This window comes from Myxacorys almedinensis A (genome assembly GCF_010091945.1).
Lineage (GTDB): Bacteria > Cyanobacteriota > Cyanobacteriia > Leptolyngbyales > Leptolyngbyaceae > Myxacorys > Myxacorys almedinensis.
The window spans coordinates 57230-70419 of sequence record NZ_WVIE01000019.1 but is presented as its reverse complement, the minus strand read 5'-3'; the positions used below and the strand labels follow the sequence as shown (position 1 = coordinate 70419).

Sequence of the window (13190 nt, the reverse complement as noted above, 5' to 3'; positions counted from 1 at the left end):
CTCCCTCTGGTTTGGGAGTAATATGAATGATGCTGCTCTCAACTACGCCCATATGTCCTCTGTGAACCAGGTTTATCCCGTTATCTGGCAAAGCGATGCTTCTGGAAACGCGCCCGATCGCGTGCTGTTGATCGATCAAACGCGCCTGCCAAACGAATATGCGTTTGTCGAAATTAGTCGATGTGATGACATGGCGCGGGCGATTAAAACCATGATTGTTCGAGGTGCGCCTGCGATCGGGGTAGCCGCCGCCTATGGGATGTATTTGGGGGCACGAGAACTTGATGAGACAGAGCGCGATCGCTTTCTGGCTGGGCTAGAAGGGGTTGCCGAAACCCTGCGGCAGACTCGCCCGACAGCAGTCAATTTATTCTGGGCGACTGAGCGAATGCTGAAGGTCGCTCGACAAACCCTCGGTTCCGTCGATTATCTCAAACAAGCCCTCCTCGAAACCGCCAAGCAAATCAACGCCGATGATATTCAAACCTGCCAAGCGATCGGGGGACACGGCTTGTCTGTGTTGCCAACGTCTCCTGAAAAGCTGCGCCTTCTCACCCACTGCAACGCTGGAGCGTTAGCCACCGCAGGCTACGGAACTGCCCTTGGGGTCGTGCGTTCTGCGTGGCAAGCCGAGCGCTTAGAGCGCCTCTATGCCGATGAAACTCGTCCTCGATTGCAAGGCGCAAAGCTCACTGCTTGGGAATGTGTGCAAGAAGGGATTCCAGTAACTGTGATTACCGACAGCATGGCGGCTCACTGTATGAAGCAGGGCATGATTGACGCTGTTGTGGTAGGAGCCGATCGCATCGCCGCCAATGGAGACGCCGCCAACAAAATTGGCACCTACAGCGTCGCGCTGATTGCCAAAGCACACAACGTTCCATTTTTCGTGGCGGCTCCGCTCTCAACCATCGATTTCAGCATTGCAGACGGTAGCCAAATCCCCATCGAAGAGCGCGATCCAGAAGAGGTGTGCCAGGTCGGGGATACGATTCTCTGCCCCCCCGGAGTGGACTATTACAATCCGGCGTTTGATGTCACGCCTGCAAGTTTGATCACGGCGATCGTGACTGAATTTGGAGCGTTTGTCCCCAGCCAAATCCAGACGGAACTACAATCGAGAAAAATCGTTTAAGACCCTTGTTGCAGCCCTGAGGAGCCTGTTTCCAGCAGATGGCATATTTACCGAAAATAGCCCATGCGTCGCCAATATTGCTCGACTCGTGCCTCCCACTGCTGCCAATACTGCGCGATCGCAGCTTGCTCAAACCAAAAAACCTCCGCCGGTTGATGCGGCAGCGCAACGACTAACAGAGCGTTTTGCAAGTCAAGGTCATACAACCGATTCACCGCACCCCAGTAAGCAACCATTTGTAGGGGATAGTCGTAAAGGCGCTCTAGCGATCGCTTCGGCTTATCGGCTGTCTTCCATTCACAAACGCACGGCACCCCCTCATAACTTGCCACACAATCAACAACGCCACCGTACCTCAGCTTGTCATGCACAACCAATCCTTCAACCAACCTCACCTGCTCAACCGCGCTTAAGACGGGCAACACGCTCTCCCAATACGGAAGAACCGTCTCCGAACAAGCAACCTCTTTGCCTTCTAAATAGCGTTGAATCTGGCGGTGCGTGCCTGTCCCGCGTCGGCTAGCTGTTTGAGTAATCTGAGCCGCCTGACTCGCCCCCACCTGCTGCTTCCAGTTCATCAACCGATCCCAGTCTTCGGGAGGTTTCGTTGCATTGAGAATGGTCGTTACGCTAGGCACTCGCATTCCCTCAGCACTGACGTAATACTGCTTGCCTGCCTCTTTTATTGGTTTCGCTTGGTAGCGGGGCAGAAACCCCTCGGTGCTAGGTGACGTCAATCTCTTAAGATCCTCTTTAATCTTTTCAAGGTGATGATGTGGCATTTCACGACTGATTTAGGAGTGCTACATCATAGTCGCGATCGTCGGCGAGCCGCGTTCAATCTCATCTTTTTCTCTACCCTACTGTGCTTCTTGTCCAGTTCTTGTCCAGTGTGGCATCGGCTTCTTCTACATTATGCTTCCTGACAAAACATTGTCTAACTGTCTCTTTTCGATGAGCCATTCTCTCTCTGAGGGTTCTCACCCCTCATCCCAATCTATTACTAACCAGTTTAGAAAGTGTCCTAGATTTAGCAACTTCTTTGGGAACTATTGCGTCAGTTGTGTATATAGGAAAGTAGACCAAAGGTTAGCCAAAACTTCTGAAAATACCCCCATCTTTCAGGAATAAACTTAATTTCCTTCTGTAGTAAGATGCAGGAACTTGAGTTGATAAATCAAGGTCTACTTAATTAACACAAAAAGTTACTGGTTTAGTTGGGAACGTCTCATATGCATAGCAATTTCAAGTCTGGAACGGCTCTACTTCTCGCTCTCGGAATCACAGCAGGCGCAACGGCTCCGATCGTTATGACTGCACCTGCCTTCGCTCAGGCGACTTTCCCAGACGTTGCGTCCAATTATTGGGCGGCTCAATTCATTCAAGAACTCGCTTCACGAAACATCATTGAAGGATTTCCTGACGGATCATTTCGCCCAAACGAAGCCGTCACTCGCGCTCAATTTGCAGCGTTGATTCGCAAAGCTTTTCCGAATGCTCAAAATGTTAGAACTCCGATCAATTTCTCAGATGTTCCAACCAATTTTTGGGCATCTCAAGCCATTCAAGATGCGTATACAAGTGGCTTTTTAGCAGGATATCCCGGTGGCACATTCCGCCCCAATGAAAACATTCCTCGTGCTCAAGTTTTGGTGTCGTTGGCAAACGGCTTGAACTATACCAGCGCTGGCTCAGCAGATGCGGTTTTGCAAGCCTATACGGATGCCGCTAGCATTCCGGGCTTTGCTCGTAACAGCATTGCCGCTGCGACAGAACGTCGGATCGTAGTGAACTATCCGGACGTGCGATTCTTAAGCCCTAATCAGACGGCTACTCGCGCTGATGTTGCGGCATTCATCTATCAAGCGTTGGTCAGCAGTGGGCAGGTTGCCGCGATTCAGTCGCCTTACATTGTGGGTCAGGTTGCGCCTCCTCAAGCTGTGACGATTCCGGCAGGAACCGCAATTCCTTTAAGATATGAGAATGCAGAGAGAATCTTGTTGGCTAAAAACGAGCCTCAGCCGACTCCGATTACCTTGACGGTTGCTCAAAACATCGTCACGGCAGATGGCACTGTTTTAATTCCTGCTGGAAGCCAAGTTGCAGGTCAGCTTGTGGTATCTCAAGATGCGGCTCAATTTGTCGCTTCAGAATTGGTCTTGGCGAATGGTCAGAGATTGCCTATCAGCGCTACTTCTGATGCCATCACTGAAACGGAGTCGATTCGTCGTGGGTCAAACACCGGAAGCTTGCTAAAAAATGCAGCACTAGGTTCGGCAGCAGCGGCAGGAATTGCGGCGGTTACGGGCGATCGCAACATCAGAGCCGGAGAAGTGCTGATTGGTACTGGGGTTGGCGCATTGGCTGGATTGATTTTTGGTGGCGATCGCGTCGATTTGATTTCCATCCGTCCTAACAGCGATCTCAATCTGCGTCTAACGACAGACTTCCAACTGCCTCGCCAGTAAGCAACGGCTAAGCTTAGAAGATCCAAGGGATCTTCTAAGTGCTCTTCATCACAGGTAACCCAACCACGAAGGTTGTTCCCTGTTCAGACGGTGGCTGATCAGTATCTTGGCTGATCCAGCCACCGTTTTTTAGGGGACTAAATACCTCGATTTTGCCCTGCATTTGTTCCATCAGGCGACGAGCGATCGCAAGCCCTAGCCCAGTTCCCGGAATCGTACCCTGAGCTTGTACCCCCCGATAGTGTCGCTCAAACATATGCGGCAAATCGGTTTGAGGAATGCCGTATCCCGTATCGCTAATCCAAACGTTAACCCAACCCAACGTCTGCTCAACCTTTACATGCACCTGCCCACCAGACGGCGTATACTTCAACGCATTGTCGATCAGGTTGCTCAACACTTCTCGTAGCGCTCCATTGTTACCTAAAACCGGAGCGACAAAATCAGGAATTTCCGTTCGGATTGCCACATCTTTGTCTTGGGCGATCGCAGTTGCAGACTCTAGTAACGGCTGCAAAATTTCCACCACCCCACACGACTCTAGCTCCAAATTTGAGCCAGTCAGCACCCCCGCAGGCAACAGAGGAATCGGCTGCTCAGACGGCTCTGAGCTAGATTCGTAATCGCTTAGCACATCGGCACTGCTAATATCGATCGCCCCATCCACCTGTTGCAGCAGTTCTTGCAAGCGATTGCTCTCCCGCACAATGCTGTTTGCAATCTGTTGGTTTCCATCGTCTGGCTGCAACCGCTTTGCCAGCAGCTTACCAAATGTTCGCAGTGCCGTGAGCGGACTCCGTAACTGATGCACCAAATTATCTAGCACGTCGTGTTGCTGGGTCTGCACCAAGCGTTGCTGACGGTGGGTGTTTTCAAGCCATTGCGCTTTTTGATCCATCACACATGCCAGCGATAACGTGTCGGCAACGCGCTGAATTTGCCCCCGCTCCCACGTTGTCCACGGGCGATCGTCTCGTTCTGTCACGAGCAGTCCCAACACCATTTCTTCATGCACCAAAGGCAGAATGATCTGCTGCTGCTGTGCTAAGGCGTTTGATCGAGACGGCGAGCCAAACGTTGTGTCTTTAAACTCAAACTCAGACGGTAAGTCTGCCACTTGCGATCGCGCTGACGACGGGGCAAGGCGATTGACCTGCTCGATCGCGATTGAAATATCCGGGTAGGCTGCGATCGGCACTAATCGAGTTTGGGCAGATTCGACCCATTCCTCGGTTAGGTAAACAATGCTCAGTGATGCTCCTAACGCCTGAGTCAGTAGCGCCACCTGGGCGCGGCAAAGCGCAATAAATTCGGAACTTGTGGGCATCAACATGGGCGCGATCTGTCGGAGCTTGCAGAGCAATTGCTTCAGCCGTAGAAAAGAGTAGCGTTCGGCATCTGATTCTATTTTTTAGGATAAAATTCGACCTCTATCCAGTTCCCAATCTGGTTGAGGAAACCGAGTGAAGTCCTTGATATTTAAGGGTAGCAAGTGATAGGGTTATTGAACGAGATTAAAAGATTCAACTTCTTTTACACGCAGCTTAACACTTTGTATAGATGCATTAAGAGCGGTTGATATTTAGGGCTAGAGTCGATATACTTGCGACGGATTTTGTAACGATCAATACAACATTTGCAGTCAACAAAAGGAGGTAAGGGGTTTGGCAAGGAGACGTAAGCGCAAGAGTCGGCGACGTCAAGAAGGACGGAGAATCCTCGAGAACGTTCCTCAGTTTAGCATCGAGTGTGGCGAAGATAAACCTGTAACAGCGGCTCGCAAGTTCATTCATGCTGAAGGAATTTTGCCACCCGCTTTGTTACTCGTGAAGCGCAACGAGCATACAACCGACCGATATTTTTGGGCTGAGAAGGGGCTGTTTGGCGCTCAATATGTCGAAGAAAACCATTTCTTGTTCCCCAGCTTGAAATCTCCTGATGATGACGACATGGAGCCGGTGACGGTTGCAAGTCGGAGTCGTTAATCAATCACTTGAGCGATCTGTTAGAGCTTGACGAAGCCAGTTGCTAATTGTCATCGTGCTGGTTGTCTTTGTGTGCAAGACACTGCGTGCGAGACAGTAGCTGTCGTTTTTGCACCCCGGTAAGGCTGTGACGTTTGCAACTCAACCTAGTAGTGGATCGTTGATTATTCGATAATGCAAAGACCTCATCTGATTATTCATCGGGTGAGGTCTTTGTTTAGCAGTCAATCGTACATTTTCACAAAGTTTTTGGGTTCAGGCTTGCTGCTTTTGTGTTCTGCATTACGTTTGCCCTCGCTCTTGCTGTCGAGCAAGGTAAGAGTTGGTGAGCCGCAGACCGAGAGGTTTTACGGGTATTAGCTTTCTGTTCCTAACTCAAGATTAATGACGTCCTAACTCAAGATTAATGACGAATTCCTGTCGTTAGATACACTAAAACAGTCCGTTATATATTCGCCACGAAATTAGGCAGTTTCAGGAATGCTCATCACCGACTTATCTATTATTCTGCTTCTCACCCTTGTTAATGCCTTATTTGTCATGTCTGAGTTAGCAGTGGTGTCTGCGCGCAAAGTCCGCTTGCAACAGCTTGCCAATCAAGGGGATAAAAAAGCAGAAGCAGCCCTAAAGTTAGCCGAAGAACCGAATAATTTCTTAGCGACTGTACAGATCGGCATTACCCTGATTGGGATTGCATCGGGTGCTTTTGGTGAGCAGGCGCTTTCGACTCGGCTACAGCCCTTCTTTGCAGGCATCCCGACGCTTAGACCGTATAGTCAAGCGATCGCATTTGGAATTGCAGTGTTAAGCATCACCTACTTGACCTTGATTGTGGGTGAACTGGTACCAAAACGGATTGCCCTCAATGCCCCAGAGCGGATTGCGTCATGGGCAGCCTTGCCTATGGCCCTCATGGCAAAAGCCGCCGCACCGCTCGTTTATCTGCTCAGTTCCTCCACAAATCTAGCGGTCAGACTATTAGGGCTTCGCCCCTCTGATGACCCCCAAGTGACCGAGGAAGAAATCCGCGTGATGATCGAGCAGGGCACCGAGGCGGGCATGTTTGAGCAAGCAGAAGAAGACATTATGAAGCGGGTGTTCCGGTTGGGCGATCGCCGCATTAGCTCGCTGATGACACCACGCTTGGACATTGTTTGGCTTGATTTAGAAGATTCGTTTGAAGAAAATCGTCGCTGCATGATGGAAAGCTCCCATGCGAAGTTTCCGGTGTGTCATGGCGGGTTAGACAATTTGCTGGGTGTGGTTCATGTGTATGACTTGCTGGTTAAAACCATGTCAGGGCAAGAAATTGATCTCACAACGTCTTTGCAGCAGCCTGTGTTTGTGCCAGAGAGTACCCGTGCGCTCAAGGTTTTAGAACTGTTTAAGCAAACTGGCACTCAAATCGCATTTGTGGTCGATGAGTATGGCGTGATTCAGGGATTGGTAACGCTGACGGACGTATTGCAAGCGATCGTAGGGGATATTCCCTCGGTTGAAGAACTGGCAGAACCTCAAGCCGTGCAGCGCGAAGATGGATCTTGGCTGCTCGATGGCATGCTGCCAATCTACCAATTCAAAGAATTACTCGACATTGAAGAGAAAGAACTGCCCGGAGAACAGCGGGGCAGTTATCAGACCTTGGGCGGCTTTGTGGTGATGCACCTGGGTCGCATTCCAAAAGCCGCTGATTATTTTGAATGGGATTTGCTGCGCTTTGAGGTGATGGATATGGATGGAAACCGCGTTGATAAAGTCTTAGTTGCTCCTGGTAGCGAAGCCGTGCTAGGCAATGGATAAGGCTCCGTGAATGGCTAACCAAATACAAGGCGGCTCGGTGCTCGTGTAGGCAACCCGATGTTTTTGATGGGCTAAAATCAAGCAGTAGTCACCTGCATAGAGTGCGATCGCTTTTCCCGTTTCATCCTCCAACTGCGCCTCTCCTTGCAGCAGCACAACCCATTCATCGTGCGGCTGGTCATACCACTCTCCGGCAGGGGTGGTGTGCCCGATGGAAATAATCCGCTCAACTAAAACATGATTGCCCTTGACTAAAGACTCAACTATTTCCGTGGCAGACCCCTGGGCGGGTAGATCAAAGAGATTGTTCATTGCGAGATGCAGGTTCCTATTCCATGTTGTTCTCAATGATCCAGCGTGACAGTTCCGTCCGATTATTGAGCGAAGTCTTTTTCAGCATATGGCTAATGTGGCTTTCGATCGTGCGTTTACTCGTACTCAAGCGCTGAGAAATATCAATATTTGATAAGCCCTGTGCCACGAGTTGAGCCACTAACAACTCTGTCGGTGTTAGGCGAATTCCCTCTGGTACTCGAATTCGCGATTCGGTGCGCTGCGATCGCGGTTGTTGCATGAGGTAGGACGATCTTAGCGCTGACTCAATTTGCGCGACAAGTTCATCCAAATCAAACGGCTTGACCATGTAGACATTTGCCCCGGCACTCAAGCCTCGGACGCGATCGTAGCTTTGGTCTTTCGCCGACAACAAGATGATAGGAACCCAATTAATATCAGGCACTTGGCGAACGGTTTGGGCAAATATGTAGCCATCCATCTCTGGCATCATAATGTCAGAAATAATCAGGTCAGGTTTGATGCGATCGAGCAGTTGGATAGCGCGCTTACCACTAGTGGCAGATGCGATCCTAAAGCCCTGAACCGACAGAAATTCTGACATCAGTGCAATAAAATTTTCGTCATCATCGACTAATAATATTGAGCCACGCTCACTCTCTATTTTTTCTAGTACCAAGGTCATAGCGATACAGGTTGATCAACTGTAAATTGTCTTACGGAGATTCAATCGTTCTATCGTCGAATGTATGATTGCTCTTGTCATCCGCACAAACGTCTGTCTTTTGAACAAAAAAATAACCGTAGAATTGCCTGACCTGTTTTAAACGTTCACCGTGCTTATACCAGCAAAAGCGGCAGGGCTGACACGCTGATGGGGATAGCCGCATTGGTTTTCCGGTCTACCGTAGTGCTAAATCTCAACTCAGTGCCGTAGAAAACGACGTGTACCGTTGCTAGTTTTTTGCCAAGCGATCGCTCCCCAAAATCACTGACATTTTTTGGCTGATCCCTCTGCGTTTTCTGTGAAGTGGAGAACACCACTCTTACGGATACACCATGCCAGAGCGACAGCAGGGCAGACCAAGCGATACAAAAGGGTATAAAAATTGTCCGGAAAAGCCGAAAACCTTTAGAGAAGTTGAATGGTATCAACGCTTCCCCTCTGCTCTTTTTAAACCCAGCATGATCTCTTCGCGCCACACCAAAATGCTGCTGCTCGGAACTGCAACAGCCCTGACAATATTACAGCTACGATTAGTGTGGAACATAGGACAAGTCAAAGGTTTAGAACCTTACGTCCTCTGTTATACAACGGTTTGGTTTATGATGTGGCGAAAGCGCGATGCGCTCAGACCTGTCACCATTAATTCTCTTCAACTTAAGGGCAAACTTCAGCATAAAATCTTTGCAAATATTATTGGTTTTGCGTTTATCTTTTGGGTTGTTTATAGAAGTAATTTAACTGTTAGCTATGATTCTGCTTTGCGGCTCTTTCCCGTTGTTTCAGGATTGGGGCTAGTGTTAATTGCTTTTGGGTTTTCTCAACTCAAATCCTATTGGCGAGAGCTACTTGTTTTAGGGTTTTTAATGCTTCCCGCGACGACAATTACTGAATTGTTTGATATATCCTACGCAACCGCAACCTTATCAGGAAATCTGCTGTGGTATTCCGGTTTTCCTGTGATTCAAGAAGGAACGAAACTGATGTTACCTACCGGATTCGTTGATGTTTATTCAGGATGTTCTGGTATTCAATCTATCTGGCAATTGCTAACGCTGTCTTTTCTGTTTACCATGCTATTTCCGATGGGATGGGTTCAGGCATCACTGCTTCCAATTGCCGCGATCGCAGTTGCCTTTTTCGTCAATGGTATTCGAGTTGCTCTAATGGCAGTTTTGTTTGCTCAAGCCAACGAAAGCGCGTTTGACTATTGGCATCTCGGCGACGGCTCACAGATCTTTTCAATGGTGGCAGTTTTGCTGTTTAGCGGTGTGTGCTATGGGTTTTTAGAGCAACTTGAACCCCCCGTTGCAGATGCCCAGCCTACCGAGCAAGATTCATAAAAATTCCCCGCCATCGGTTTCGAGGGCAGGGATAGACGCATGATGGGAAGCGAGTAGAAGAGCAAAATCTGAGTATCTATCATATAAACTATCTCTAACCAGGCAGAGCCTTACCGCCGCTTCTTAGACCGTCGCCGTTGAGCCAGTGCCCCTAGCGCGATCGCAGTTGTTGAGCCTAAGATCGTAAATGGCTCAGGAACAGGCTTTCCTGGAGGATCGGGTCTAGTTCCCGGTGGAAGGACGATATCATCACCGACCTTGGTGCTAGGCTTGTTGGAGCCGCCCGGTAAAGCCGCCAACAACCCAAGCGGAATCAACCCCAATAGCCCCCCTAGCCGCCGTCCGCCACCTGCCGGAGGTAGCGCCCCGCCCGATGCGGCTACTGTTTCAGCAGGGGCAGCCGGTTCGCCGCCGCCGACTGGGCATGCCGTATTGCGAAGTTGCACCACAAAATCGTCGTAGTCGCGATCTTGCTGCTCTCTGTCTCGCACCAGTTTGGCACCAGTGTCATCCCATGACAAAACGCTGCCGCCTTGGCATAGAGCAGACATATTGTCGTCGCTAAAGCTAACTTGCCGCTCCTGATCTGGATTGAGCACATCGCTGGAGTACACCTCGCCAACCGGACGCCCGTTATAGGTTGATTCTAAATAAAATGCGTAGTTGGTGTTTGCCTTAAACGTGAATTGTGCCGTGGGCTGAGGAACTGTGTCTCCAGGAGTTCCTCTGAAGTCTTTTAGGGTATCGATGTTGTTGGTCTTGCTCGACGGGCGAAAAATGGTATCCGCCTCGTCAGAAGGTTTGACTTCGACTAAGAGAGGCGTTTTCTCGTTTGTGTCTAGATTCAGTACGCCAAAGGTTGATTGGTAAGCACCGTGGGATACCAAAAAGGTTGATTCGAGAGTGGTGTCTTTGTCAAACCGAATCTGACCGTTGCCAAACGCCATACTAGCGGCTAGAACCGGCGTAGCAAACCCTTGAACGAACCATGCGATCGCAACTCCTAAAGCAAGTTTTGGCACCGGTTGCCGATCGCGCTCAGCATAGGAAATGCAGCCGTCAGGAGAGCTTGGGCGCTTTCCTAAACGCTTTGAAATAGGGGTATTCTTTAGTGTCATCAGGACAGACCTTACAGGAAGAGATCAATAGTGGTAGAGCAGTCCTGAGTAAACTGACTTATGTGTAAAAACTACTACACTTGATTGCACACCGAAATTATACCCAAGGATGATCTTAAAGTCGCTTGTGCTTCATACAAACTAAACGTCTATGGTCAGAGTATTCCGAACCCTTTACGTAGACGCCTCGACTTGATTCAGTAGCACCACGACAGAAATGCACTTAAATCCTTAGATAAAGTTTATATCAAAACACCCTTTTAATTGCGAGGGGTTCCTCACCCGCGTTTACTGCTCAATGACCGATCTAGGCTGTAATCTCAGTATCACGCACTCATGGGTGGCTGCTCTTGCCTTCGGGAGAACACAGGCAGAGAATGATAACGCTTCAATACGTTTACGGAGTGTTTTACCTACAGCAGCAACCCAACTTTAGATAGAATCAGGCATTGCCCCTCATTGAAAATTATAGCATCTGCAAAGTTACGGAGAGCGATCGCCGCGTGAGTCCGTAGATCTCCCCACCTCAGCAGAATCCTAGATTCGGTGTTGGCTCGGTTTGCGAACCTAAATTGCCCCCAGCAGAATGATACATAGTGGAAAACGCTGTTCGACTAGCCGCTGAATGCTGAATGTGTAAACCAAATTCAGAAATTTTACGGTTTTTTTATGTATGTCAAGTTCAGCAGGTAAAAGGCAATTCTTCCTGATCCGAAAGCTTTCGTAGGAAGTTCTATCTAGTTCAGACAACCGAAGATTAAGTTTTCTTAAAGGAGTTAGGCTTTGATGGTCTCGTTTGATCTCAGCCTCTCCACCGTAACCTTTACCGAGATTTGTCAATCAGGGAGGTCGAATTGCAGAGAAGGTGTGACCGAAATCGAAAGCGCTCTAAGCGGCGGGCGATCTATTGCCCCCTCCATGGCAACTACCTTCATAGCGTGAGTCAAAAGTTTTCGCTCTATGCCGATCGCGCTGAGCAATTGCAGCAACGGGGCGTCAGTCGGCGCAATGCTCTGATGGTGGTCTCAACCCGCACGACTGTGATGCTGAGTGGTGAATGGTTAGAGGCTTTTTGGTGCGATGAGTGCCAGCAAACGCAGTGGTATCACATCCACCGGTTGGATAACAATCGCTATCAAGTGGCGCTGGCTCCCGCCGAACTATGGCAACAAGCGATCGGCGTGATCAATGCACAGGGCAACCCCTCAGTGAGTGAATTTACTCAAAAGCAATCTCGAATGGTTGGGTTTAATAGTGCCAAAGAGTTTCGATTTGTAGGTTAAGTGCATCCAGAGGACTGAAACTTTCCAGACAAGGGTAAAAACGACGATGGGAATCGATCTAAATACAGCCAGGTTTTTGATGTCTGCCTATGAGGACGGTGTTCAGTTTGACCAAACGCTGACCCTTGGTAAACTAACATTATTTGTTAATCAGACCGATCTTCCTGCCTTGCAGGCATCCCTCGATCGGGTCACGCCTACTCCTGGCGTTTGCTTGACAGCAATGGGAAGCGCCGAACCCGTTATTCTAGGGTTAGGTGCCCAAAGCGTTGACTCTATGGATAAGTCAGATTTTGAAGGAGCAACGCTGTTACATGACATGAACTTGCCTATCCCCAATAATTATAAAGAACGGTTTAGTGTCGTGTGTGATGGCGGAACGCTAGAACATATTTTCAACTTTCCCGTTGCTATCAAAAATGCGATGGAAATGGTCAAAGTAGGAGGACATTTGATCATTCAAACCCCAACCAATAACTGGTCTGGTCACGGCTTTTATCAGTTTAGTCCCGAACTATATTTCAGAGTGCTCTCTGAACAAAATGGCTTTCGGCTGAAGCGAATGGTGGTGTTTGAGTGGGGTGTTAATAAGTGGTATGAAGTCGCAGATCCAGCGATCGTAAGATCTAGAGTTTATGTTGTAAACTCGTGTCGAGCTTCGCTACTTATCTTAGCCGAAAGACTTGCTGTAGCTGCTATTAATCATACGCCTCCTCAACAGAGTGACTATGCCTTAATTAAATGGACTGAAAACACCCCAACTCTTTCCCCAGTTTCTGTCTCTACTGCGCCTGCATCAAGCATGAGAATGGGGCAGAAAATAGCGACTCCTCTGTTAAACAGAATGAGAATCTTAAAGCATCGTTTCAATCGAAAAGTACCCAACTTTTTTCTCCAAAATAGCAAGTTCTTCACTCCGGTCGATCGATAACTAGTGTTGAGAGCAAGATAAATTGAATAAATAATACTTTTTAATTCTTGAACGCCCACTTGTTGTCGCTTGATTATACAGAGACAGAATTCAATCATTACAAGAACTA

The 13190-nt window shown here is 48.8% G+C and carries 13 protein-coding genes; 7 read left to right on the top strand and 6 right to left on the bottom strand.

Translation table 11 applies throughout. The features are described 5' to 3' along the window. The first annotated feature begins 22 nt into the window (after window positions 1-22). The gene (gene mtnA, locus GS601_RS15995; RefSeq protein WP_238393300.1) at window positions 23-1135 is read left to right on the top strand and encodes an S-methyl-5-thioribose-1-phosphate isomerase; all 1113 of its coding nucleotides are present in this window, start codon (window positions 23-25) and stop codon (window positions 1133-1135) included. Between the two features lie 47 nt (window positions 1136-1182). On the opposite strand, the gene GS601_RS15990 is transcribed toward mtnA, so the two are convergent. Then, entirely contained in the window at window positions 1183-1872 is a 690-nt protein-coding gene (locus tag GS601_RS15990) for a PD-(D/E)XK nuclease family protein (RefSeq protein ID WP_202925136.1), read from the bottom strand. A gap of 495 nt (window positions 1873-2367) precedes the next feature. On the opposite strand from GS601_RS15990, the gene GS601_RS15985 reads away from it, so the two are divergent. Continuing rightward, entirely contained in the window at window positions 2368-3603 is a 1236-nt protein-coding gene (locus tag GS601_RS15985; RefSeq protein ID WP_162424286.1) for an S-layer homology domain-containing protein, read from the top strand. 34 nt (window positions 3604-3637) lie between these two features. Here the strand turns inward: GS601_RS15985 and GS601_RS15980 are convergent, their stop codons facing one another. After that, complete coding sequence (locus GS601_RS15980; protein ID WP_162424320.1) at window positions 3638-4930, bottom strand: GAF domain-containing sensor histidine kinase; 1293 nt, start codon at window positions 4928-4930, stop codon at window positions 3638-3640. A 337-nt stretch (window positions 4931-5267) separates the two neighbouring features. On the opposite strand from GS601_RS15980, the gene GS601_RS15975 reads away from it, so the two are divergent. Beyond that, a complete protein-coding gene (locus tag GS601_RS15975) occupies window positions 5268-5588 on the top strand; it encodes a DUF3155 domain-containing protein (RefSeq protein WP_162424285.1) in 321 nt (106 codons plus the stop codon). 480 nt (window positions 5589-6068) lie between these two features. Then, the gene (locus tag GS601_RS15970) at window positions 6069-7388 is read left to right on the top strand and encodes a hemolysin family protein (RefSeq protein ID WP_162424284.1); all 1320 of its coding nucleotides are present in this window, start codon (window positions 6069-6071) and stop codon (window positions 7386-7388) included. Here the strand turns inward: GS601_RS15970 and GS601_RS15965 are convergent. The 3 genes from GS601_RS15965 to GS601_RS15955 form a co-directional block, all read right to left on the bottom strand. Then, window positions 7374-7700 carry a cupin domain-containing protein gene (locus GS601_RS15965; RefSeq protein WP_162424283.1) on the bottom strand — a complete coding sequence of 109 codons (327 nt, stop codon included), beginning with the start codon at window positions 7698-7700 and terminating at the stop codon, window positions 7374-7376. The two genes, GS601_RS15970 and GS601_RS15965, sit on opposite strands and share 15 nt — an antisense overlap. Before the next feature lie 16 nt (window positions 7701-7716). Then, the gene (locus GS601_RS15960) at window positions 7717-8367 is read right to left on the bottom strand and encodes a response regulator transcription factor (protein WP_162424282.1); all 651 of its coding nucleotides are present in this window, start codon (window positions 8365-8367) and stop codon (window positions 7717-7719) included. Between the two features lie 155 nt (window positions 8368-8522). Beyond that, window positions 8523-8723 carry a hypothetical protein gene (locus GS601_RS15955; RefSeq protein ID WP_162424281.1) on the bottom strand — a complete coding sequence of 67 codons (201 nt, stop codon included), beginning with the start codon at window positions 8721-8723 and terminating at the stop codon, window positions 8523-8525. 18 nt (window positions 8724-8741) lie between these two features. On the opposite strand from GS601_RS15955, the gene crtA reads away from it, so the two are divergent. Further along, entirely contained in the window at window positions 8742-9749 is a 1008-nt protein-coding gene (gene crtA / locus GS601_RS15950; RefSeq protein ID WP_162424280.1) for a cyanoexosortase A, read from the top strand. A 110-nt stretch (window positions 9750-9859) separates the two neighbouring features. Here the strand turns inward: crtA and GS601_RS15945 are convergent, their stop codons facing one another. Next, window positions 9860-10867, bottom strand: coding sequence for a PEP-CTERM sorting domain-containing protein (locus tag GS601_RS15945; protein WP_162424279.1), 1008 nt, complete (start codon window positions 10865-10867; stop codon window positions 9860-9862). Between the two features lie 938 nt (window positions 10868-11805). Here GS601_RS15945 and GS601_RS15940 point away from each other — a divergent pair. Together GS601_RS15940 and GS601_RS15935 are read left to right on the top strand one after the other, a co-directional pair. Continuing rightward, the gene (locus tag GS601_RS15940; protein WP_338017054.1) at window positions 11806-12150 is read left to right on the top strand and encodes a hypothetical protein; all 345 of its coding nucleotides are present in this window, start codon (window positions 11806-11808) and stop codon (window positions 12148-12150) included. A 46-nt stretch (window positions 12151-12196) separates the two neighbouring features. Next, window positions 12197-13081 carry a class I SAM-dependent methyltransferase gene (locus tag GS601_RS15935; RefSeq protein ID WP_162424277.1) on the top strand — a complete coding sequence of 295 codons (885 nt, stop codon included), beginning with the start codon at window positions 12197-12199 and terminating at the stop codon, window positions 13079-13081. Window positions 13082-13190: the final 109 nt, after the last annotated feature.

Bases quoted from the DNA above. Each gene is read 5' to 3' on its own strand.
- GS601_RS15945 (WP_162424279.1), bottom strand. From the start codon at position 10,867: ATGACACTAAAGAATACCCCTATTTCAAAGCGTTTAGGAAAGCGCCCA.
- GS601_RS15935 (WP_162424277.1), top strand. From the start codon at position 12,197: ATGGGAATCGATCTAAATACAGCCAGGTTTTTGATGTCTGCCTATGAG.
- GS601_RS15970 (WP_162424284.1), top strand. From the start codon at position 6,069: ATGCTCATCACCGACTTATCTATTATTCTGCTTCTCACCCTTGTTAAT.
- GS601_RS15965 (WP_162424283.1), bottom strand. From the start codon at position 7,700: ATGAACAATCTCTTTGATCTACCCGCCCAGGGGTCTGCCACGGAAATA.
- crtA (WP_162424280.1), top strand. From the start codon at position 8,742: ATGCCAGAGCGACAGCAGGGCAGACCAAGCGATACAAAAGGGTATAAA.
- mtnA (WP_238393300.1), top strand. From the start codon at position 23: ATGAATGATGCTGCTCTCAACTACGCCCATATGTCCTCTGTGAACCAG.
- GS601_RS15960 (WP_162424282.1), bottom strand. From the start codon at position 8,367: ATGACCTTGGTACTAGAAAAAATAGAGAGTGAGCGTGGCTCAATATTA.
- GS601_RS15980 (WP_162424320.1), bottom strand. From the start codon at position 4,930: ATGCCCACAAGTTCCGAATTTATTGCGCTTTGCCGCGCCCAGGTGGCG.
- GS601_RS15985 (WP_162424286.1), top strand. From the start codon at position 2,368: ATGCATAGCAATTTCAAGTCTGGAACGGCTCTACTTCTCGCTCTCGGA.